The following is a 20,673-nucleotide window of genomic DNA, read 5'->3' as shown; positions in this document are numbered from 1 at the left end:
GCGGCCCGCCGGGGCTGGCCGTCAAAACTCCGAGGTGGCGAGTCCGTTGCCGCGCGGTCCCTCCACCTTTTCGGCCCAGATGACGGACTCGAAACCCCAGTAGCACCATGTCCCGTCCTTGATTTCGCCGGTGCTGGCGGACAGATCCTCGTTGCCGAGGCCGAGGATCCAGTGGATGGGCGGTTGATAGCGCGTCGTCGCGTAGAGGATCTTCATCCCGTTGCCGGTCAGGATGGAGATGATCCTGCCGAAATCCGGCGGCTCCGATACATGGCCTTCATCGTCGTAGTAGTTCAGCGTGCCCGACCTGTTGGGGAAGGCGGTACTGTCCCCGGCGGGGAAGGAGACGTAGGCTTTCCCGCCGACTTTTAGCGACCGGGCAAGCGCCTCGGTCGTGCCGTAACGATCTTCGCAATGCTCGATATTGTGCGAGGATATCACCGCATCGATGCTGTTTTCGTAGAGTTCAATCGCACTGCGGAAATTCGCTGACCTTACGATCATGTATTCGTCCGCAAATCGTTCGGACGACTGATTGTAATTTTCCACATCGATCCCGATGTAGTGGCACTCGGGAATAACATCCTTCGTGAATTTCGGTGAGTTGTTACCGCAGCCCAGATCGAGAACGCGGCTCGTAGGGTCGATGGAGCGCAGGAACGCGATCTTCCCCCATTCAGGATTGGGAGACCCGTCCGCTAGCAGGGAATACAAGTAATCAGCAATGAGCCTAGAAGCATCTTCCTTGTTCTCGAGAGGTATGTTGATCATATATTCACCGCCTGCCGGACATATGAATTCGAGATAGCATGACGGAGCGATGCCGACGTCGATCTTTATATAGGCGGTATAATCAAGGAAATTACTTGTTATGGCAATTATGTATTTATAAATAATCGCTTCCGGCGGGTCGCCCGGGCGGCCGCGCCGGAATGACTCCCGTCAGATCAGCGCTTCGACGTAGTCCACCTGCTGCGCGAATTGGGGGTGCGGGGCGATCGAGGCGGCACCGATCCGCCCGTAGCTTGCGAAGCAGCCGGCGATGAAGTCTTCGAGGTCGATGGGGCGATAGCTGCCGACGTCCTTGAATGCATAGCTTCCCGGCACGCCCAGTGCCTCTCCGATTTCCGGGTAGACCGCGAAGGCCGCGCCGGTGGCGAGGTTATCGTGCGGCACGATCCCACCGGAAACGGGAGTGCGCCCGCCTGCGCGCAGCAGTTCTGATGCGATGTTATGCAAGACGTGAATGCACGGATGGTTGATGCTGAACATGAACGCGCCGTGGCGCCCCCATGTCCGGATCGGGGCGGCGATGTCGAGGCCGAAGTCTGCCATCTCGTCCACCAGGCGGTCGCGCTCGGGCACCCACATGGCCATGTAACCGCAGCGCTCAAGGAAGCTGCCGTTGAACCGGGCCGCAGTATCGGCAACGCTCAACCCGGCGCGGAAGCAGGCATAGGCGATCGCCGAGTGATAATCGCCGACCGGGCCTACCACCGGGCGGCCATCGTGCTGGAGGTACACCAGATCGGGATGGAAGGCCCGGAAGGTGAGCATCGGCAGGGCGACATGGTCCGCGATGGCATCGATCCGCGCGGACGGGATTTCGGCCTTCACACCATCGGAGATGAACAGCGTGCTGTATTTGTCCATGTCCGCGTTGAAGCGATCGGGGTCGGAGTTGAAGAGAAGAGTATCCACACCGGTTACCTGCACGTCGGCCACCTGCGCCTGCAGGCAGTTGGCGAGGCCGAAGGTCTGGCAGTTCGAAATGACGAGCCACTGCTCCATGGAAGAATTCATGCTCTTGCGCTGTCCATGATTTCCTCGTCGCACACGATGCCGGCGGCGGACGCCTTGCGCACGGCTTCGGGGGCGACGGCCGCCGCTTTGGGATCGCGGCCTTCGATGTAGTTCTGCATGAAGCAGCGCATGGCGTGGGACACGCCCAGCGCATTCACTTCGCGGCGGTCGTCCTCGTAATAGAGCCCCCCGGAGAAGCTGCCGGTGATGATCTCGTAGGACGGGAAATAGTCCACCCAGTCGAAACGCTTCAGCGCCATTTCCGCGGCCACGCGCAGTACGGACTTGCTGTAGGTAGTGGACACGAGGACCGAGCGCGGCTCGTAGGTGGCGATCAGCGGCACCGGCGAGACGGTCAGCAGAACGCGCGCGCCGGGGTTGAGGGCGTGGAACTTCTCCAGGAAGGTTTCCAGCGCGCCGTAAGTCTCGGCCAAGTCGAAGTTGACGAATTCGTGCCGGCTTTCGTCGAACGCTCCGCCCACGACGCCGGGGGCGGCGGAGAACACCGAACCGTCCTCGCGCGATCGCCAGGCTTCGGTCAGCCCCAGCGTGAACACGAAGATGTCGGTATCCTCGAACAGGCGGCGCACGGCAGCGAGGTGCCGGTCGCGCTCGGCGATGACGGCCGCCTCGTCGGCGAAGCCGTCAGGCTCGATCTGCTGACGGAAGGGGTCGATGAAGCGGCCGTCGGGACGGGGCCAGGCGCGATCGCGCGGCACCCGCTGCCCGAACGCCTCCTCGAACAGCTGGAGCAGTTGCACGGTAGTGTAGACGTTGCCGTAGCGGGCCGAGAACGTGCCGTAGTTGTTCCTGACGCGCTGCGGCTCGTCGATGCCCTCGCCCGCCTCGGTGACGAGGTAGTTGAACCCCGATGCCATGATCCGGCGGGAGATATGCTGCGCAAAACAGCTTCCGGCGGTGCCGACGCGGGCATTCTTCCCGATCTTGAAGCGGGTCTGCGTGACGGGGTCGATGCGATGGTGTTCGACCGCGGAGATCGACCGACGCCAGAACTGGTGCGCGGGCAGTCCGCTGTAGGGACTGGTGCTGCGCGGCGGCGTGGCCTTCACCGTCAGCCCGGCGATCAGCAGGCCCAGATGGCGCCCGTCGTCGCCCATGCCGTGCTGCGAGGGCTGGGCGGGATGGCGGATGCCGATGCCGATCTCGAGCGGGGCTTCGGCGGCGTCCTCGGCCAGCGAAACCCGCACCTCGATCCGCTCGCGCCGGAAGTGCCGGGAGAAGGTTAGATCGGCGGCCTTCCTGCCGTTCACGGTAACAGTGATGCCCTGGGTGCCGATGCCGGGGGCGACGAAGGGGGAAGCGTCCAGTACCAGCACCAGATCGCGCGGTCGCGTCGGGTCTGCGGCCAGGACGATCCGGGCGGTCTCGCCATCGGTCCAGCGGCCGATGGGCTCGGTTCCGGAGAACCCGTCGAGGGAAAGGAGAAAGTCCGGCCATGCCGGTCCGGGGCGGGTAAAGTCGATTTCCAGCGGGGGGGTACTTGGGTTCATCACGGCCTCTTCGCTGCAGCTCCGGCATGATTGACGCGGCGGGATCGGGGCCTGCCAGGGGGTATCAGCCGGCACGTCACGGAGGGACCTCCGTTCCTGCGAGCGTTCACCATTCCACAACCGATGCAGGATATCAATGAACCGGAAGGGGCCACCCGGACCCGGAAATCGGGCGCTTCGTCACGCCTCTCCGTGCAGGATGCGCAAGTGGCGATCGTAAGCCTGCTCGAAGTCGGGGTAGAACGTCATGTCGCCTTCGTGAAGCACGGCGAAGCGGTCGCAGTGCTTGCGCACGTATTCGGGATCGTGGGAGATGATGAGCATCGCCCGGTCAGCGCGTTTCTGGAACAGCTCCACCTCGCAGCGCTCGTGGAAGCGGGCATCGCCCACCGCGCTCACTTCGTCGATCAGGTAGCAGTCGAACTCGATTATCATCGAGACCGCGAAGGCCAGGCGCGCGCGCATGCCCTGCGAATAGGAGCGCACGGGTTCGCGCAGGTAGAGGCCCAGTTCCGTGAAATCGGCCACGAAATCGATGTTGCTTTGGTAGTCCTGCTTGTAGATCCGGCTGATGAAGCGGACGTTGTCGAGGCCGGTGAGGGCGTTCTGGAACGCTCCGCCGAAAGCCAGCGGCCAGGATACCGACATGCCCTGTTCGACCGTGCCGGAGGTGGGCCGCTCCGCGCCGCTGATCAGGCGTGCCAGCGTGGACTTGCCCGCGCCGTTGCGGCCCAGCACGCCCAGCTTTTCCCCCCGGGCGAGAGTGAACGAGACATCCTTCAGCACCACCCGGTCGCCCGCGCGGGTGGGGTAGATCTTGTGCACGTTATCGACCGAGATCATTCCGGCGTGACCCCCCGGTTCACCACCTCGATCTGCGAGAGCGCCAGCCAGGTCAGGCCCACGCAGCAGGCGAGCATGTAGAAGAAGTCGTAGTGCACGCGCACCTGCTCGCCGAAATAGCCCTGGCGGACGATCTCGACCCCGTTCACCATCGGCACATATAGGATGTACTTGCGCGCGGCCGGGGGCAGGGCATCGACCATGAAGGCGGCGCCGGACAGCGGGAATGCGAGGTAGGAGATGGGGTGCCAGAGGCGCTCCACCATCTCGCTCTTTTCCGACAGCGCGCCAAGCGTCATGCCCAGCGCGGCGCCGAACCACGCGATCATCAGCCAGCCCCCCGCGACGGTCAGGATGTCCGCCGGCGGATCTAGCCACCCGATGTAGATGTAGAACAGGCTGAGCGTGACGAACGATATCGTAGCGCCGCCCGCTTCCAGCAGCACGCGGGCCAGGAAGATGTCGATCGCCCGCACATTGCGGTGATACATCAGCGCCAGGTTCGGATCGATTGCGCCGATGCAGCGTGCGGGCATGTTGCGCCAGAGCAGCACGCTGGAATAGCCGGTGAGCGCGAAGGCGACGATCGGCAGGGACGATCCGTGCAGCGCCTGGGTCAGCGTCCACAAGACGGTAACGCCGGTCGTGAACAGCATCGGCTCCACGAACAGCCACAGGAAGCCGATGTTGTGCCGCCCGTAGCGGGTCAGGATCTCACGCATGAGGAGGGCGTAGACCACCCGCCCCTGCACCGATGCGCTTCGACCCACTTCAGCAAGGTGTGACCGCATGGTGCGCAACTCAGTCCCGGTGCTCCAGCATTCCGGCAACCAGCATGCTGATGATGGCCCAAGCGGCAAGGCCCAGGATCAGGGTCGAGAGGATGCCGCGCAGGCGGCGCGGTTCTAGCGGATCGTCGGGCAGGTTGGGCTGCACGATGCGTTCCACGTAAGCCTGCTTGCGGCGGGCCTCGTTACGGGCTTCCTCGAGGGAGGCCATCGCGCTGGCCAGCTGCTTGTCGGCGAACTGGCTTTCCAGGAACAGCCGCTGGTAGCGGGCCACGCGCGAGGACAGCGACTTGCTGCTGCCCGCTACCTGGCCGAGCTGGTCGTCGATCTCGGCGGCGAGGCCCTTGGCGCGGACGTCGAGCACCTCGATCTGCGGGTTCTGCGGCGTGAAGGCGCGCAACTGGCGCAGCTGGGTGCGCGTGGCGATCAGTTCGTCCTGCAGCTTGGACACCATCTGAATCTGGATCTGCGCCTGCTTCTCCGGATCGACCACGCCCGCCTGGTTGCGGTAGGAGGACAGCGCCACGGCGGCGTCCTGCGACTTGGCCTTGGCGTCGTCCACTTCGGTCTGGGCGAAGCGGATGAGATCCTGCTTGCCGCGCGTATTCAGTTTGTTGACGGTGGCTTCCGCCATTTCGAGAAGCTGTTCGTTAAAGCGGCGGGCGTCCTGTGGGGTAAAGGCGCGCACGGTCATAGTGACGATCGAAGACGTGGTGTCCTGGTCGATCTTCACTTGCTTTTCGTAGTAGTCGTAAAGATCCTCGCCCGAGCTGGAGAAGCCGGTCGGATTGAACCGGTCGAAGATCGAGACGTCCGGCCCGGTATAGGCCTTCACGAAGGCGTCCTTGCCGTTCAGCGCCTGTAGTGCGTCTCGCGAAAGCACGTAGCTTTGCGCCGCATAGATCTCGTCCCCGGCATTGGCGAAGCCGGTGCTCTTGAGCAGGACGCCCAGACCCGTGGTAGCCGGCTTGTCCGGGCTGCGCACGATGAAGCGGGATTCTGAGATGTACACGTTCGAGGCGAAGACCCCGTAATAGAGGATCGCCAGAAATACCGGAACGATCACAGTGACGAAGAACAGCGGCTTGATGCGGCGCATCTTGTCTAGAATATTCAAAGTTCGAGAGTTCCGTAATGCTGCGCCCAGATTTTCCTGACCGTCACCGCTGGCTGGATGCGCGATCGCATCGTCTTTGTCCATCACTCGACAACCTTGCGCTGATATCCGCCGGCGAAGGTTGCAGGCAAGCGCCAGCCACTACCCGGAAGTCCGATTTGCGTCCAGTGAAGAAAGGCTGCGGCAGACCGTGCCGTCGCACCGGGAGCGCGAGCCGTCGCAGTCCTTGCCGCCTTGATCTACACCGGGGATTGCGCCATAGGTCCTCGCAACATGCCGACGCCCGAGCACGTCCAATATTTGGCTGAATTCCCCATGAAAATATCAGTTATCGTCACCCGCTTCATTGCAAGTGGCGCTCTTGCGGCATCGCTGGGGGCCTGCGCCATGGCGCCTGCCGCCGGGCCTTCCGCGCGCGCGGTAGGCAGGCTTGAGGAACAGGGCTTGGCCGAAGGGGCGATCCAGGTGATCGATGTGACGGATGCCGTCGCGCGCACGGTGCTCGCCAGCAATCGCCAGTCCCTGTTCTCCGAGGAGCTGGGCGACGGGCAGCCGATCGGCTCGGTCATCGGCCGGGGCGACGTGCTCGACATCGCCATCTGGGAAGCGCCGCCGGCCGCGCTATTCGGCAGCGTGGGAGCCGAAAGCCGTCTGTCCAGCCCCACCGCATCCGCATCCTCCGCGCTTTCGGGCGGGACAACGGCGCGCGGCACCTCCCTGCCCGAGCAGATGGTGGACAGCGATGGCCAGATCACCATTCCGTTCGTCGGCACTGTGCGCGCGGCGGACCGCACCCCGCAAGACATCGCGCGCGAGATCAGCGCACGCCTGCGCGGGAAGGCCCATCAGCCGCAGACCGTGGTGCGCCTGATTCGTAATGCGGCCGCGACCGTCACCGTGGTGGGCGACGTGGCGACGAGCGCGCGCGTGCCCCTGACCGCGCGGGGCGAGCGCATTCTCGACGTACTGGCCAGTGCCGGAGGGGTGCGCCAGCCCGTCGGCAAGATGACGATCCAGATCACGCGCGGGATGAAGGTCAGCGCGCTGCCGCTGGAATCCGTCATCCGCGATCCCCGCCAGAACGTGCGTCTTCGTCCCGACGATGTCATGACGGTGCTGTTCCAGCCTTTCAGCTTCACCGCACTGGGCGCTACCGGCCGCAACGAGGAAATCCCCTTCGAGGCCACCGGCGTGACGATGGCGCAGGCGCTTGGCCGCGTGGCCGGCCTGCAGGACGCCCGTGCGGACGTGAAGGGCGTCTTCATCTTCAGGCTGGAAGACCCCGCTGCCCTCGACCCCGCCACCCGAGCCGGCGCAAGGCTGACGCCTGACGGCAAGGTGCCCGTGATCTACCGCCTCAACATGAAGGATCCGGCCACGTTCTTCATCGCTCAGAGCTTCCCCATCCGCGACAAGGACGTGCTCTATGTCTCCAACGCGCCGCTGGCCGATATCCAGAAGTTCGTGAACGTCATCTATTCGACATTGCTGCCGGTGGCGACAACCGCGACCGCGATGTCCAACAACAATTGACGCGGCATCCGATGCAGTCCCGCCACCGCGCCCGGGCGCGCGGATGAAGCTGCGCCTGCCCGTCTTCCTCGACCTGCTGCCGGCGCGTATCGACGAGGCGGTGGGTACGCGTGGTTGGCGCCGGTTCCGCGTGGCGCGGCAGCGCCGTCTCAGGCAGGATACGACTGCCTCGTGGCCGGAGGCTCGGTCGGAAGCGGGCGGGCCGCGTCCCCGGCTGTTCATCGACATGGCGGTCATCAGCAAGGATGATGCGGGGACCGGCATCCAGCGCGTCGTGCGCGCGCTGGCGCTGGCGCTGCGCGATGCGGCCCCGGAACAGGGCTGGGACATCCGCTTCGTGTCGGCTACGCGCAAGCGCAGCTATTTCGAGATCAACTGGCCTGACCGACTGGCGGGCCAGTCGCCAGACTTCACCCCGATCCGGGCGGGCCCCGGCGACGTCTTCCTGGGCCTGGACTATTCGCTCGACACGCTGCGCTGGCACCGCCGCAAACTGGCGCGGTTCCGGCGCCAGGGCGGACGGCTGTGGTTCCTCGTCCATGACTTGCTGCCATTGCAAAGGCCGGAATGGTTTTCGCGCAATACGGTGCTGCGCTATCGCATCTGGCTGGATATGCTGGCCGCGCTTGCCGAAGGCTTGGTGTGCAATTCCGGCCATACCGAGACGGAACTGCGCGAGGTGTTCGATGTGCGCTACGGCCTGACCGGCGGTTATCGCACGCAAGTGGTGTCGATGGGGGGCAACATCCTCGACGCCACTGCGCCTGCCGCCAAACCCGATGCCGGGATCGACGCTCCGCGCTTCGATACGACGGCGCCCTATTTCCTGATGGTCGGTACGCTGGAGCCGCGTAAGGGGCACGAGGATATCGTCGCTGCCTTCGAGGCGCTGTGGCGTGACGGTGGCACGCAGCGTCTGGTGCTGGTGGGGCGGGAAGGCTGGCAGGTATCCGCCCTGGCCGAGCGGATCCGCTCGCACCCGGAGAATGGTGGCAGGCTTCTGTGGCTGGACGACGTGGGCGACCGGGAACTGGCTGCCATCTACGACTGTTGCGCGGGCGTCATCATCGCGTCGCACGCTGAAGGGTTCGGCCTGCCGCTGGTCGAGGCGCTGGAGCATGGCAAGCCCGTGTTGGCCCGTGACCTTGCGGTGTTTCGTCCGCACGAAGGCAATGGCGTCGACTACTTCCCCGCCGATGCCGCCACCCCTGCGCTGGCCCGGGCGATCGGTCGATGGGCTGAAGACGTCGCTGCGGGTCGCGTGGTTGTCACCCCGTCGCAGGCGACCTGGGCGCTATCTGCCGCCGAACTGCTCTCCGGGCTGGAACAGGGCGGGTAAGCCCGGCATCCTGACCATGCGGTCTATGCGATTTCAATTTATTACTTAGACAATTCCGAAAGAGCGACTATTTCCGCCCGGTGATTACCATTGGCGGGTAAGAGGGTGTGGAATGCTGCGACGGTTGCTGGGGGTCAATCCTTTTCGAAAGTTCGAAAGGCAGCGCGATACGGATCGCGACTGGCGGATGATCGGTGAGACGGAGCCGTACTTCGGCGTTCTGACGTCTGAGACTTTCAAGCGCGACAATCTTGACGACGCGGCGCGTGAGAGATTCTTCGCATCGGGCCGGGGCGACGTTCGCCATCATTTCAGCCGGATGAATGCGCTATTCGGTGCGTTCGAGCCGCGTTCTGCGCTGGACTTCGGCTGCGGCGTGGGGCGTCTCACAGTACCGTTGGCCGAAATCGCGGGGCAGGCCACCGGTGTGGACATATCGCCTGGGATGATGGCCGAAGCACGCCTGCACACCACGCCGGGGTTGACCTTTGTCGATGCTATCCCCGATGTCGCGTTCGAGTGGGTCATGTCGCTGATCGTGCTTCAGCACATCCCGCCAGAGCGCGGCTATAAAATCCTCAGGCAGCTGCTGGCTGGAGTGTCCGAAAACGGCGGGGCTACCGTCCAGCTGATGTTCGCCCGCACCACCCAGCATGCGCGTTCAGCGGGCGGTCGCCTGATCCTGGACGGCACGGATGTGACCCCGGCGACGCGCAGCCGCAGCCCGCGCGGGTTCCGGGAAGGCGTTATGCTGATGCACGACTATGATCTTTCGCGCGTGATCGCGCTTTTCTATCAGGCGGGTATGACTAGCCTGCACCTCGAACACTGCGATCACGGCGGCATCGTCGGCGCAACGATCTATGCCCGCAAGCGACTGCCTGACAGCTGAAGCGCTCTATAGGCATACCGCGCTCCAACTGAAGTGCCTGTTCGGACCGGGCAATGGGCGGGTCAGCCGTCTTAAGATCCGGTGATCATGTTCAAAGTGCTGATTTTGGCGGCGCAGAACAATGTCAGCGATGAACGGAAGGAATTCCTGATCCGTGATCGCCTGTGCTTGGGCGGTGAGTGTCGCGCCTCTTCAAATATTTGCATATTTTGGTTTTATCTTGAGAACCGGGCGGCTTTCATAGTCGTTAGCGAGTGCGCGCTGCGAGGCTCAGAGGCCTGTTATCGCGTGTGACACAATCTTGATGTGCTCCGGCCAGGTGGGGTTGTGCCAGCCAGGCAGGCGTTCCATTTGGGCCAGGCGCATCGGGCCGCCTGCGGCATGGTCGAGGACGGCCGCCTTCCAGCCTCGTCCGTCGAGCGGGTCGAGATAGTCGGGTGCCGTTCCGCCCGCTTCGCGCAGCGCGGCAAGGTCGCTGCAAATGACCGGCGTGCCTACGGAGAGCGCCTCTGCCACCGGCATGCCGTAGCCTTCCGCGAAGGTAGGCATCAGCAGTGCCCGGCTTCCGCGCAGCAGAGCGGAAAGATGCGCGTCGGGACAGCCGCCAAGTTCGGTGACATGACCGACGAGGGCGGGGCACCTTTCGAGCATGTCGACGATCTGTTCGTTTTCCCAGCCCCGGCGACCGACCACGATCAGACGGGGAACGCGTTCGGGAGGCATGGTCTCAGCGAGATGGCGCCACAGATGAAGTAGCAGGAGGTGGTTCTTGCGCGGTTCTATCGTGCCCAAACAGACGAAGTATGGGCGGCCGTCCTTCGCGGCATGCGGTATAGCGGGAGGCAGCTGTTCGGTCCCCAGCAAGGCGACATGGATTGCAGTACCGGGCTTCAGCCAGGGTTTGAGTGAGCGGCCGGTCGCGGCGGAGTTGACGATGGCTGCCCCGCCCGTCGCCGCGATCGCCGAGGCTATGGTTTCGATCCGCTGCCGATGCAGTTCCGCTCCCGAAGGGCGGGCATACTCGGGAAATTCGATGGGGATGAGATCGTGTACGAGGCAGAGGAACTTCGCACGCTCGCGCGCGAGGATGCTGTGAACCTTGGCCGCTTTGGTGAGGTGATGCGGAGATGCCTGAACGTAGACCGCGCGTTGGCTCGATCCTACGCCCTGGCGCGTGGGCATGAGCGCCGCCAGCTGCGGTAGCACAGAGGCAAGCGGTCGCAGGCGCGGTGCATTGGCCTCGCTCGCCCAGCGTCGGTCAAGTTCGTCTAGATAGGCCAGCGCCGTTCGGCGCGGCAAGCGGCCGTAGCGGCCGGTGGGATGGACGGCTGCAAAAGCAAGAGCGTTTCCGTAACGGGCCAACAGTCCGCGAGCATAGGCCATTTCCACGCGATCGACACCCGAAGGGGTGGAATAGCGCAGCCGCGAGATCAGGCGCGAAATGTCAAGAATAACCGTCATCTGATCATTTTCATCAGCTTGCCCTGCCAGCGGCGCAGGGGCCCTATCCATTTCAGCCGATTGTGTGCGGTCGCCGATGCCATGCGTGAGACCAGCACTTCGGGCGGACATGGAAGTCCGGTCACCGGATCGAGGTAGCGCGGATAGAGAATCAGTACTCCCGCAACCAGCGCATCGAGCGAAAGCCTGGCCGTCCTGCGCGGGGTTGCAGGACCAAGATCGCGCGTCAGCCCCCAGCCCGCATAGAATGGCGTTCCGTGGCAGGTCACCTCGCGGCCGCGCATCAGGGCTTCGAAGCCGGTGAGCGAGGTCAGCACATGCACCGCGTCGACCGCATGGAGCAGAGGTGCCATGCCGCCACCCCGCACGATGTGGTCGGCGTGGGCGAGGATGTCTGTATCGGGTACCTTGCCCTTGCGATGGCCGGCATCGACATCGGGATGGGGGCGAAACCAGATTTGCGCATCGGGTTCGAGGTCGCGCGCGCGGCGAAGGAGTTCGAGGTTCGAAGTCAGGCCGCCGCCACCTGCGCGTACCGACATGTCGTCTTCCACCTGCCCCGGGACAAGGACAAGGCGTTTGCCTGGTATCCGTTCGGGCACGGATTGTCCCTGGTCGGCGGAATATTTGCTAATGCCTGCCCTGACGATGATTTCGCGCAGACTTCGTGCGCGGCCAAGCAACCGGGCGGACATCTGCGCATCGTTCAGGACTGCCTCCAGATCGCTCGGAGCGCCCGGGTCGAAGTGAATGCCCGAGGCGTCCACGACTATTGAGGAGGGCGGCACAAGATCGACGCCGAGGCCAGCCGACCGAACGAACCCATCTTCGACGCGAACCAGCGCGGTGCCTTGCTGCCCTGCCGCAGCAATGAGAGCGGGCGAGACGCGCGAAGGCCAGACTGCGATTGCACCGCCCTCCTTGCGGGCCACGCGCAGCGCCTGTGCCGGTGATGGCACCATCGCCAGGTGGCGTGTCGGATGCCAGAGGAAACGGCCGATTTCTTTCCGTTTCCACCAGGCCATCCCGCATGTCGAGACAATTGGACGGTTTAGATCCAGAGTGTGACGCCATAGCGCCAGCAGATCCACCACTGCCTCGATCGTCGAAGAGCCCCCTGTGAAAGGGTCGCGCCAATCTTGGTTCGCAAGCAATTCGGCAACGCGCCCGTCGAGGGTGGCGGCATCGTCCCCGGGGGCGCCGAACCCGCCCGTCGAGAGCACGTCCACCTTGATCCCGGCAATGCGCGCGAGCGCGATCCATTCGTCATCGCCATGGGCCAGCAAGCGCGAAGCACCCGGTAGAACCGACCATGGATCGACATCGATGCACCATGTCCTGCCACGAAGCGCATGTGTCCAGCGCGGGGTCCCGACGGGCGGAATCCAGATCGTATCGGGCCGCTCGGTACCCTCGACTTCAGAAGGTTCTCCCGGCCGTATCACGGTTGCGGCCAAGCGTTTCACACCTGCATCATCGGCCCAGAAGTCTCCGCCCACGCGGGCTTGACGTATGGCCGCGAACAGCGTGTCCCGGTCATGGAGCACGGGCTTCGACGTACGGGAAGGGGCAGGCTGGGTTATGGCTGCGTCGTGCCAGGGAAATGGCGGCGCCCGCAGGAGGGACAATGGTGGGGCTGAGGGCGGGGTCATGGACGCCTGCCCCATTCGGTGAGTGTCATCGTCATTCCCTCGTCCCGATGGATGACCCCATAGCCTCCGGTGGGAAGTTTCATGCTCGAACCGGCACTCAGCCCCGCGGCGACGAGCGCGAAGCGTGCCGCGCCGTTGCTGGTGACCAGCAAGGCCGGACCCCGGGTGGACAGGAAATGATCCCGCCATGCCGCGATCCTCGCCTTGCCGTCGACCCGCCAGCCCGGCGGGGGAACTGCGTGTTCATCCCAGGCTGCAAGCGCTTCGGTCCCGATACGTGCGAGCACCACGTCCTCGGTGGCGTTTTCATCGGGGCCATGGTCGATCTCGCGCAGCCACTCGGCGACTTGCGCTTCAGGCGCCTGTGGCATGTGGTCAAGGATTTCCGCAGCGGTCTGGCACGTGCGGGTCAGGGGCGAGACGAGAACCTGTTCGAAAGCAAGTCCTTGCGCCGCGAAATGAGCACCCAGCGCCCGTGCCTGCGCCAGCCCTGCGGCAGTAAGCGGCAAGTCGGTGCGCGCGCCGACGCGGCGGGATGGCTCGCCGTTTTCGAAGGTATTGCCGTGGCGGACGATGACGAACATGACGGTTACGCTAATGAGCCGCGAACGGATCGCCCAGTCGTGCGATCGTTTCTTCCGCCAGTTTGAGGTCCTGGGGGGTGTCGATTCCCGACATGGCGTGGCTGGGCGGCTCGACCTCGACCGTGGCGATGGTGTGACCCGCCTCGAGGAAGCGCAGTTGTTCAAGCCCTTCGATGGTCTCGTAATCCCCTTGAGCGGTCGCGGCGAACCATTCCAGCGCGGCCATCCGATAGCCGTACAGACCCAGGTGTTGCCACACCGGCGAAAATGAGCCCGCTTCGCGCAATCTCGTCTCATCACGGATCGCGGGTAGGATGGTCTTTGAAAACCACAAGGCCCGTCCGTCTGTCGCGCGCACGCAAGTGGTGCCGCTGAACGGAGCAGTCCGCTTGTGCGCGCGCAGCCGATCAAGCCTTGCCCAGTCTAGACGATACACCGGCGTGGCCACGTCGGCCCGGCCTTCGCGCAGAGTGTGGACCAGCCCCGCGACGACGGCAGGCGGCACGAACGGAGCATCGCCCTGGAGGTTGATGACGAGTTCGGGTTTTGCCGCCCGTGTCTGCGCCGCAAGGCAAGCGCGCGAAGAGCCGGAATCGCAGGAATCCGGCGTCATCACCGCCTCGGTGCCGATCGCGGTGGCATGGTCGGCTATGCGCTCATCGTCCGTGGCGACCACCACCTCGCAATCTCCCACCAGCGCGGCAGTTGTGCGGGCCACGGAAACGACGCGTTCAAGCAAGGTGCGCCCGGCGATCGCCAGCAGCGGCTTGCCCGGAAGGCGAGTGGACCCGAAGCGTGCGGGAACCACGATGAGAGCAGGCATAGATGTCATCCGAAGACTAGGACATAAGCTCATAAATGGCAGCATCGAGACGCCCGATATGTTCGCCATTCGGGCGTCCGGAGGATTTGACCAGCATGGCCCAGCGCCGCGTCAGCAGGACTTGAAGTATCGACATATTCCTTCGCCCTGCTTCCTTGCGCTGCGCCATTTTGCCTCGAACCTCGATGATGCCGTTTATGAGTTTACGCCTTAGTGCCCCTGTCAGACGGCTTCGACAAGCAGCGCCAAAGCGTGCTCGACAGCGGAGGCTTGCGCGATCCGGGCCGGGGGAGGGGCTGCGCTATTCAGGGCTTTCGAGGCGTAAGGACATCGTCCGAGCCCGGCGGATCGGCGGGAAGTCCTTCAGGCCACGCCGGTGCGTACGATGTCGTGGATATGGACGATCCCGACGAGCTTTCCCTGATCCTCGACGAAGAGCACTGAAATGGCATTCCCGTTGAGGATGCGCAAAGCCTCGGAAGACAGCGTGTCGGGCTGTACGCTTAGGGGATTGATCGACATGTGCAGGCCAATGTTGTCCGATAAGTCGTGCACGGCGATGCAACGCCGCAGGTCGCCATCGGTAAACGCTCCCACGAGGCGGTCGTCTTCATCCACAACGGCGGTGCAGCCGTAGCGTTTTCGGCTCATTTCGAGCGTTGCGCTGGTGAGCGAGGCATCGCGGCCGACCCGGGGGATGGCTTCGCCCACACCCATTATCTCCCCCACGGTGCTCAACTGCGCGCCCAGCTTTCCGCCTGGATGGAAGACGCGGAAGTCGGACGAGGTGAAGCCCCGCGCTTCGATCAACGCGACCGCCAGCGCATCGCCCAGTACCAGTTGCAGCGTCGTCGAGGAGGTGGGCGCCAACGCGTTGGGGCAGGCTTCGCGCACCGGAGGCATTGTCAGGCAGATGTCTGCTGCGCGGCCGGCCGTGCTGTCGGCATGCGAAGTTGCGACGATCAGAGTTACGCCGTAGAAGTTGCAGTAGTGGAGGATATCGCCCAGTTCGGCGGTTTCCCCCGACCAGGTAATGGCAAGGACCACGTCCTTCTTGGTGATGACGCCAAGGTCGCCATGGCTTGCCTCGCCGGGATGGAGATAGAGCGCCGAGGTGCCGGTAGATCTCATGGTCGCGGCGATCTTGCGCGCGATGTGGCCGCTCTTGCCCATGCCGGTGACGATCACGCGCCCGCGCGTGGATGCCAGGGCCTTGATCGCGCGATCGACTGCGGCGCCCAGGTCCGGAGACTGCAGCGACGCCTTCAGCGCCCCAAGTGCCTCGAGCTCTATGTCCAGCGTCTTGAGTGCAGATGCGGCATACTGCGTTTGGAGGAGTGCGCTCTTCATACCGCCCTTAAATTGTTCATCTTTTTAACAACCTGCCGGCACCGAGATGCGCCGCCAGGACATGAATGCGTGGCCATCGCTATTCCACTACGGAAGGGATTGCCAGCCCGTTCCTTACCGGCCAAGCAAAAGTCTTGACCCTATGGCGCTGCTGTGGAGTCACAGGAAGTTGGAAGACCACCCTGTTTCTAAATTTTAACCCACAACTCGCAGGACGAGGCTGCACCCATGATCCTTTGCGGACGTTCGATTCACCAAAAGACTCCCTTATTCGCCATTGCCGGGCCATGCGTCATTGAAAGCGAGGAAATGACGCTTTTTGTCGCCGAGACGCTCGCCGGGGTGGCTGAACGGCTGGGCATTCTGCTCATTTTCAAGAGTTCGTTTGACAAAGCCAACCGCAGTTCCGACCAGTCATTCCGCGGGTTGGGCATGGATGAAGGATTGCGCATCCTCGAGAAAGTGCGTGCTGAAACCGGCTTGCCGGTCATTACCGATGTTCACGAATCCGCGCAGGTCTCCGCAGTGGCGCAAGTGGTCGACGTGCTGCAGACCCCGGCGTTTCTGGCCCGGCAAACCGATTTCATCGCTGCGGTAGCCGCTTCGGGCAAGCCCGTGAACATCAAGAAGGCGCAGTTCATGGCACCTGCCGACATGAAACAGGTTGTCGCGAAAGCGCGCAATGCAGCTACGGCGGCAGGGCATGATCCTGATGCCTTCCTGCTGTGCGAGCGCGGCACCTCTTTCGGTTACAACACCCTAGTGTCCGACATGCGAGGGCTGGCGATCATGGCCGATACCGGTTGCCCGGTGGTGTTCGACGCGACGCATTCGGTTCAACAGCCAGGTGGTCTGGGCGAACGATCGGGTGGCCAGCGCGAGTACGTGCCGCTGCTGGCGCGCGCCGCCGTCGCAGCCGGTGTCGCAGGCGTGTTCACGGAAACTCATCCGGACCCGGATGCGGCCTTGTCCGACGGCCCGAATGCTCTTCCCCTCGATCAGTTCGAAGAAGTATGGACCCGGCTGCTGGCGATCGATGCGGTCGTGAAAGGATAAGCATCTTTCGGGTTGCATCCCCGCGCGGGTTGGCGCAACCCCGCGCGGGATGGCCGTAAACGACCGAAATATGACGATCGGCAAAGCGCTGATGAGCCCCATCTGGGCTTTGCAATTGCTGACGGGGGCCAAGAGCTTTCTTGATAACCCGATTATCGGATCGCGCCGTCTCAACGCGCGTGGACTGCATCTGGTACGAGTGAAACTGGCGGCGGGTCTGTGTGCATGGCGCAGGCGCCGCCTGGCATCCGGGGTTCGGCCCGAGTGGCGCGAGGCGTTCGATCGCGACGGATTCGTGGTCATTCCCGACATTGTGCCACCAGCCGAATTCCCTGCTTTGCGGGACGCCCTGCTAACGTTTAAGGGACCCGCGCGAGAGATGCGTCAGGGTGACGCCGTAACGCGCAGGCTGGCGATCGACCCGGCGATGCTCTCGGCGATCCCGGCGCTGCGAGCGCTGCTGACCCGCAAGGAGGTGGTGGCATTGTTTCATTACGTGGCGAGCTACCGCACGACTCCGTTGCACTACATTCAAACCATCGTCAGCCACTCGGCGGGCAATGAGCCCGACCCCCAGGAAACCTTGCATGCCGATAGCTTCCATTCGTCGCTCAAGGCCTGGCTGTTTCTAAACCCGGTGTCTGCAGAAGAAGGCCCGTTCACGTATGTACGCGGCTCGCACCGGTTCACGCCGGCGCGTCTCGCCTGGGAGCAGCGCCGCTCGCAGACGGACCCGCACGCGATCGACCGGCTGTCGGCGCGAGGGTCGCCTCGCATCTCGGAGGCGGAGCGCGTTGCGATGAACCTGCCTGAGCCCGAAGGGCTGACAGTGGCCGGCAATACACTGGTCCTCGCCGACACCGTGGGCTTTCATGCCCGCGGTCGCTCGGTGCGGCGAGGTGAGCGGGTGGAAATCTGGTCCTATGCGCGGCGTAATCCGTTCTTGCCGTGGCTGGGCGGTGATCTGTTTAGCCTGCCCGGTCTGGCCGAACGCCGCGTGAAGTGGGTATGGCGCGCGCGCGACAGGCTGGAGAAACACATCGGCCAGCCTTGGCGCGCGGTGGGTACGCGCACTGCGATGGATGATTGAGGGACGGGAATCGTGAGCAAGCGTTGAAGTGCTGGTTTTTCCCCTAGCGGCCGGATGTACAAGCCAGTGGGCAAATCGCGAGGGCGGTCGGGTTCAAATCCCGGTGGAGATTCGAACCCGCTTCCTCTCAGGCTTGTTTTATGTTTTCCGCCCGGTTCAAGCTGGCTGGATGCCCATGCAAAGGTATTTCACCTCCATGTAGTCATCGAGGCCGTAGTGCGATCCGTCGCGGCCGAGGCCCGACTGTTTGACGCCGCTGAAGGGGGCGACCTCGGTGGAAATCAGTCCGGTGTTGATGGCGGCCATGCCCCCTTCCAGCGCTTCGGCCACGCGCGAAACTCGCGAGAGGTAAAAATAGCAGGCAAGGTCGAACTCGGTGTCGTTGGTCATGCGGATGGCGTCGGCCTCGCTGGTGAAGCGGATAACGCCTGCGAGCGGCTCGAAGGATTGCTCGCGCGCGAGCTTCATGTCGGGCTTCACGCCAGCCACCACGGTCGGGTTGCAGAAGCGGATTGCGCTGGCCGGCTGCGACTATCTTCGTGCCGCCGTCGACCGGCTCCTTCGGGAAATCTTCATCGACTTCCTTTCTTCCGACTTCTGCTGGCTCTGGCCTTGGCACGCAGAACGCGATTACCGCGAGTCCGATGATTCATCGCGATCGTCCAGGAATGCCCTTGGGAGTATTGCGGATGACAGCCGTGCCGCGACCGGGGATGATGCTGCGGGTTTCCATGTCGAGGAGGGGATTCGTCGATGCTGCGTCGTTCGTCTGGCCTGGCCGCGTTGCTGTTCGCTACACAGGCGATGGGCCAGTCGATGCCGGTTCCGAAAGAGATTTATGGCAGGTATGCACCGGGTGGCGATTGTTCCCGGCAGCCGCGAGTGGTTGCGAGCGTGGCGGGTGTCTTCCTCGAAACCGTGGCAGGTAAGGCAGGGCCGCTGCCGGTCGATGTCTGTTTCAGCTGCGCGGGTGGTGCGCGCTACGAGGGCATCCAGGTCTGGGTCATGGTCAAGTACGGCAAGGACAAGTGGGGCGGGGACAACTTCCCCGTCACCATGATGTTCAACGACGGCGAACGGCGTGGTGCGCTGCAGGTCGCGCATGACAATACGCTGCGCACCCCGATCGGCATACCGATGATACAGGTGGTTCAGGCGCGCATGTTCAGCTTGTGCAGGAAGCCCAAGGCTTGATCCCTCGACAAGCTCAGGATGAGCGGGGGTAGCATAAGCCGCCGCTCAGGCTGAGCCTGTCGAAGCCCTTGGGTCAGGCCGGCTTGATGCCCATGCAGAGGTACTTGACCTCCATGTAGTCATCGAGTCCGTAGTGCGAGCCTTCGCGGCCGAGGCCCGACTGCTTGACGCCGCCGAACGGAGCAACTTCGGTGGAGATCAGGCCGGTGTTGATGCCGACCATGCCCGCTTCCAGCGCCTCGGCCACACGCCATACGCGGCTCAGGTCGCTGGCGTAGAAGTAGCTGGCGAGGCCGAACTCGGTATCGTTGGCCATGCGGATGGCGTCGGCCTCGTCGGTGAAGCGGATCACGCCGGCGAGCGGCCCGAAGGTCTCCTCGCGGGCCAGCTTCATGTCGGGCTTCACGCCCGCCACCACGGTGGGGTTGAAGAAGCTGCCGCCGAGCGGATTGCGCTGGCCGCCTGCGAGCACCTTCGCGCCGCCATCGACCGCGTCCTTCAGGTGTTCCTCGACCTTCTCTACCGCCTTCTCGTCGATCAGAGGGCCAACTTCGGTGCCGGCATCAAGGCCGTAGCCGACCTTCATGCCGCTGACACGCGCAGCCAGTTTCTCGACGAACTCGTCGTAGACACCGTCCTGCACGTAAAAGCGATTGGTGCACACGCAGGTCTGGCCGCCGTTGCGGAATTTGGAGATCATCGCGCCTTCGATCGCGGCATCCACATCGGCATCGTCGAAGACCAGGAACGGGGCGTTGCCGCCCAGTTCCATCGAGCACTTCTTGATCGTCTCGGCGCATTCGCGCAGCAGGTCGCGGCCGATCTCGGTCGAGCCCGTGAAAGTCAGCTTGGCGACCTTGGGGCTGGCGGTCAGGGTCGAGCCGATCTGCCCTGCACTGCCGGTGACGACGTTGACGACGCCCTTGGGGATGCCCGCCATCTCGCACAACTGCGCGATCGCCAGCGCCGAATAGGGCGTGGCTGAAGCGGGCTTGATAACGATGGTGCAGCCCGCCGCAAGCGCCGGGCCTAGCTTGCGGGTGATCATCGCATTGGGGAAGTTCCACGGCGTGATCGCGGCGACGACGCCGACGCCCTGCTTGATCACAACGATGCGGCGGTCGGCGGCATGGCCGGGGATGACGTCGCCGTAAGCGCGCTTGCCCTCTTCGGCGAACCACTCGATGAAGCTGGCGCCATAGGCGATCTCGCCCTTGCCCTCGGCCAGCGGCTTGCCCTGTTCGCGGCTGAGCAGTTCGCCGAGGTCGTCCTGGTGCTGGAGCATCAGTTCGAACAGCTTGCGCATCAGCTTCGCGCGCTCACCGGCGGTCTTGGCGCGCCATGCAGGGAGGGCGGCCTCGGCGGCGTCGATCGCGCGGGCGGTTTCGTCGGCGCCCATCTTCGGAACGGTGCCCAGCACCTTGCCGGTGCCGGGGTCGGTGACCTCGAAGGAAGCACCCGAATCCGCTTCGACCCACGCGCCGTCGATGTAGCACTGCTGCTTCAGGAAATCGGTGTAGGCCATTTCGTGCGGGTTCCTCAGTTGTTGCCGGTGGAGCGTCTCGAACGGACACTCGCGGGTTCCGGCATGGTCTAGGGACGAGCCCTAGCGGTTACAAGTCGTCCGCGCCTCCTGC

18 protein-coding genes and 1 pseudogene are annotated in these 20,673 nt (G+C 63.9%); 6 read left to right on the top strand and 13 right to left on the bottom strand.

Features of this window, described 5'->3' with window-relative positions; translation table 11 throughout:
• Nucleotides 1–21 precede the first annotated feature (21 nt).
• From BES08_RS12515 to BES08_RS12490, 6 genes are all read right to left on the bottom strand, one after another.
• The gene (locus BES08_RS12515) at nucleotides 22–771 is read right to left on the bottom strand and encodes a class I SAM-dependent methyltransferase (protein ID WP_069708493.1); all 750 of its coding nucleotides are present in this window, start codon (nucleotides 769–771) and stop codon (nucleotides 22–24) included.
• A gap of 171 nt (nucleotides 772–942) precedes the next feature.
• A complete protein-coding gene (locus tag BES08_RS12510) occupies nucleotides 943–1,803 on the bottom strand; it encodes a WcbI family polysaccharide biosynthesis putative acetyltransferase (RefSeq protein WP_069708492.1) in 861 nt (286 codons plus the stop codon).
• Nucleotides 1,800–3,314, bottom strand: coding sequence for a GSCFA domain-containing protein (locus BES08_RS12505; RefSeq protein WP_231957994.1), 1,515 nt, complete (start codon nucleotides 3,312–3,314; stop codon nucleotides 1,800–1,802). Before BES08_RS12505 ends, BES08_RS12510 begins: the two co-directional genes overlap by 4 nt.
• Before the next feature lie 180 nt (nucleotides 3,315–3,494).
• On the bottom strand, nucleotides 3,495–4,157 hold the full coding sequence (locus BES08_RS12500; protein WP_069708491.1) for an ABC transporter ATP-binding protein: 663 nt from the start codon (nucleotides 4,155–4,157) through the stop codon (nucleotides 3,495–3,497).
• A complete protein-coding gene (locus BES08_RS12495) occupies nucleotides 4,154–4,948 on the bottom strand; it encodes an ABC transporter permease (protein WP_069709239.1) in 795 nt (264 codons plus the stop codon). Before BES08_RS12495 ends, BES08_RS12500 begins: the two co-directional genes overlap by 4 nt.
• A gap of 10 nt (nucleotides 4,949–4,958) precedes the next feature.
• Nucleotides 4,959–6,044 (bottom strand): KpsE/RkpR family capsule polysaccharide export protein, encoded by a 1,086-nt coding sequence (locus BES08_RS12490; RefSeq protein WP_069708490.1) that lies wholly within the window; start codon nucleotides 6,042–6,044, stop codon nucleotides 4,959–4,961.
• Between the two features lie 333 nt (nucleotides 6,045–6,377).
• Here BES08_RS12490 and BES08_RS12485 point away from each other — a divergent pair, with 333 nt between their 5' ends.
• The 3 genes from BES08_RS12485 to BES08_RS12475 all read left to right on the top strand — a co-directional run bounded on the left by BES08_RS12485 (nucleotide 6,378) and on the right by BES08_RS12475 (nucleotide 9,826).
• Entirely contained in the window at nucleotides 6,378–7,595 is a 1,218-nt protein-coding gene (locus tag BES08_RS12485; protein ID WP_069709238.1) for a polysaccharide biosynthesis/export family protein, read from the top strand.
• Between the two features lie 43 nt (nucleotides 7,596–7,638).
• Nucleotides 7,639–8,934, top strand: a complete 1,296-nt coding sequence (locus tag BES08_RS12480; RefSeq protein WP_069708489.1) for a glycosyltransferase family 4 protein — start codon at nucleotides 7,639–7,641, stop codon at nucleotides 8,932–8,934.
• 112 nt (nucleotides 8,935–9,046) lie between these two features.
• Nucleotides 9,047–9,826 carry a class I SAM-dependent methyltransferase gene (locus tag BES08_RS12475; RefSeq protein WP_069708488.1) on the top strand — a complete coding sequence of 260 codons (780 nt, stop codon included), beginning with the start codon at nucleotides 9,047–9,049 and terminating at the stop codon, nucleotides 9,824–9,826.
• A gap of 270 nt (nucleotides 9,827–10,096) precedes the next feature.
• Here the strand turns inward: BES08_RS12475 and BES08_RS12470 are convergent, their stop codons facing one another.
• From BES08_RS12470 to BES08_RS12450, 5 genes are all read right to left on the bottom strand, one after another.
• Nucleotides 10,097–11,287 (bottom strand): glycosyltransferase family 4 protein, encoded by a 1,191-nt coding sequence (locus tag BES08_RS12470; protein WP_069708487.1) that lies wholly within the window; start codon nucleotides 11,285–11,287, stop codon nucleotides 10,097–10,099.
• Nucleotides 11,284–12,753, bottom strand: a complete 1,470-nt coding sequence (locus tag BES08_RS12465) for a capsular polysaccharide export protein, LipB/KpsS family (protein ID WP_338043839.1) — start codon at nucleotides 12,751–12,753, stop codon at nucleotides 11,284–11,286. Before BES08_RS12465 ends, BES08_RS12470 begins: the two co-directional genes overlap by 4 nt.
• 182 nt (nucleotides 12,754–12,935) lie before the next feature.
• Nucleotides 12,936–13,523, bottom strand: a complete 588-nt coding sequence (locus BES08_RS12460; RefSeq protein WP_069708485.1) for a histidine phosphatase family protein — start codon at nucleotides 13,521–13,523, stop codon at nucleotides 12,936–12,938.
• A gap of 10 nt (nucleotides 13,524–13,533) precedes the next feature.
• Complete coding sequence (locus BES08_RS12455) at nucleotides 13,534–14,346, bottom strand: 3-deoxy-manno-octulosonate cytidylyltransferase (protein ID WP_069708484.1); 813 nt, start codon at nucleotides 14,344–14,346, stop codon at nucleotides 13,534–13,536.
• A 363-nt stretch (nucleotides 14,347–14,709) separates the two neighbouring features.
• On the bottom strand, nucleotides 14,710–15,696 hold the full coding sequence (locus BES08_RS12450) for a KpsF/GutQ family sugar-phosphate isomerase (protein WP_069708483.1): 987 nt from the start codon (nucleotides 15,694–15,696) through the stop codon (nucleotides 14,710–14,712).
• Nucleotides 15,697–15,924: 228 nt separating this feature from the next.
• Here BES08_RS12450 and kdsA point away from each other — a divergent pair, with 228 nt between their 5' ends.
• Nucleotides 15,925–16,752: a 3-deoxy-8-phosphooctulonate synthase gene (kdsA, locus tag BES08_RS12445; RefSeq protein ID WP_069708482.1), complete on the top strand. Its 828-nt coding sequence runs from the start codon at nucleotides 15,925–15,927 to the stop codon at nucleotides 16,750–16,752.
• Nucleotides 16,753–16,822: 70 nt separating this feature from the next.
• Complete coding sequence (locus BES08_RS12440) at nucleotides 16,823–17,842, top strand: phytanoyl-CoA dioxygenase family protein (RefSeq protein ID WP_231957993.1); 1,020 nt, start codon at nucleotides 16,823–16,825, stop codon at nucleotides 17,840–17,842.
• Between the two features lie 156 nt (nucleotides 17,843–17,998).
• Here the strand turns inward: BES08_RS12440 and BES08_RS12435 are convergent.
• Nucleotides 17,999–18,371 (bottom strand): annotated as a pseudogene (locus tag BES08_RS12435) (aldehyde dehydrogenase family protein); the annotation flags it as partial.
• 224 nt (nucleotides 18,372–18,595) lie between these two features.
• Between BES08_RS12435 and BES08_RS12430 the strand changes: the two are divergent.
• Nucleotides 18,596–19,036: a hypothetical protein gene (locus tag BES08_RS12430; protein WP_156799857.1), complete on the top strand. Its 441-nt coding sequence runs from the start codon at nucleotides 18,596–18,598 to the stop codon at nucleotides 19,034–19,036.
• 73 nt (nucleotides 19,037–19,109) lie between these two features.
• On the opposite strand, the gene BES08_RS12425 is transcribed toward BES08_RS12430, so the two are convergent.
• On the bottom strand, nucleotides 19,110–20,561 hold the full coding sequence (locus BES08_RS12425; protein WP_069708478.1) for an NAD-dependent succinate-semialdehyde dehydrogenase: 1,452 nt from the start codon (nucleotides 20,559–20,561) through the stop codon (nucleotides 19,110–19,112).
• Nucleotides 20,562–20,673 lie beyond the last annotated feature (112 nt).

This window comes from Novosphingobium resinovorum (genome assembly GCF_001742225.1).
Taxonomy (GTDB): Bacteria; Pseudomonadota; Alphaproteobacteria; order Sphingomonadales; family Sphingomonadaceae; genus Novosphingobium; species Novosphingobium resinovorum_A.
The sequence above is the reverse complement of the archived record's forward strand: the minus strand, read 5'-3'. Positions and strand labels throughout refer to the sequence as shown.

Bases quoted from the DNA above. Each gene is read 5' to 3' on its own strand.
- BES08_RS12425 (WP_069708478.1), bottom strand. From the start codon at position 20,561: ATGGCCTACACCGATTTCCTGAAGCAGCAGTGCTACATCGACGGCGCG.
- BES08_RS12455 (WP_069708484.1), bottom strand. From the start codon at position 14,346: ATGCCTGCTCTCATCGTGGTTCCCGCACGCTTCGGGTCCACTCGCCTT.
- BES08_RS12495 (WP_069709239.1), bottom strand. From the start codon at position 4,948: ATGCGGTCACACCTTGCTGAAGTGGGTCGAAGCGCATCGGTGCAGGGG.
- BES08_RS12460 (WP_069708485.1), bottom strand. From the start codon at position 13,523: ATGTTCGTCATCGTCCGCCACGGCAATACCTTCGAAAACGGCGAGCCA.
- BES08_RS12470 (WP_069708487.1), bottom strand. From the start codon at position 11,287: ATGACGGTTATTCTTGACATTTCGCGCCTGATCTCGCGGCTGCGCTAT.
- BES08_RS12450 (WP_069708483.1), bottom strand. From the start codon at position 15,696: ATGAAGAGCGCACTCCTCCAAACGCAGTATGCCGCATCTGCACTCAAG.
- BES08_RS12475 (WP_069708488.1), top strand. From the start codon at position 9,047: ATGCTGCGACGGTTGCTGGGGGTCAATCCTTTTCGAAAGTTCGAAAGG.
- BES08_RS12510 (WP_069708492.1), bottom strand. From the start codon at position 1,803: ATGAATTCTTCCATGGAGCAGTGGCTCGTCATTTCGAACTGCCAGACC.
- BES08_RS12515 (WP_069708493.1), bottom strand. From the start codon at position 771: ATGATCAACATACCTCTCGAGAACAAGGAAGATGCTTCTAGGCTCATT.
- BES08_RS12500 (WP_069708491.1), bottom strand. From the start codon at position 4,157: ATGATCTCGGTCGATAACGTGCACAAGATCTACCCCACCCGCGCGGGC.
- BES08_RS12480 (WP_069708489.1), top strand. From the start codon at position 7,639: ATGAAGCTGCGCCTGCCCGTCTTCCTCGACCTGCTGCCGGCGCGTATC.
- BES08_RS12430 (WP_156799857.1), top strand. From the start codon at position 18,596: ATGCTGCGTCGTTCGTCTGGCCTGGCCGCGTTGCTGTTCGCTACACAG.
- BES08_RS12440 (WP_231957993.1), top strand. From the start codon at position 16,823: ATGACGATCGGCAAAGCGCTGATGAGCCCCATCTGGGCTTTGCAATTG.
- BES08_RS12490 (WP_069708490.1), bottom strand. From the start codon at position 6,044: ATGCGCCGCATCAAGCCGCTGTTCTTCGTCACTGTGATCGTTCCGGTA.
- BES08_RS12505 (WP_231957994.1), bottom strand. From the start codon at position 3,314: ATGAACCCAAGTACCCCCCCGCTGGAAATCGACTTTACCCGCCCCGGA.
- BES08_RS12485 (WP_069709238.1), top strand. From the start codon at position 6,378: ATGAAAATATCAGTTATCGTCACCCGCTTCATTGCAAGTGGCGCTCTT.
- kdsA (WP_069708482.1), top strand. From the start codon at position 15,925: ATGATCCTTTGCGGACGTTCGATTCACCAAAAGACTCCCTTATTCGCC.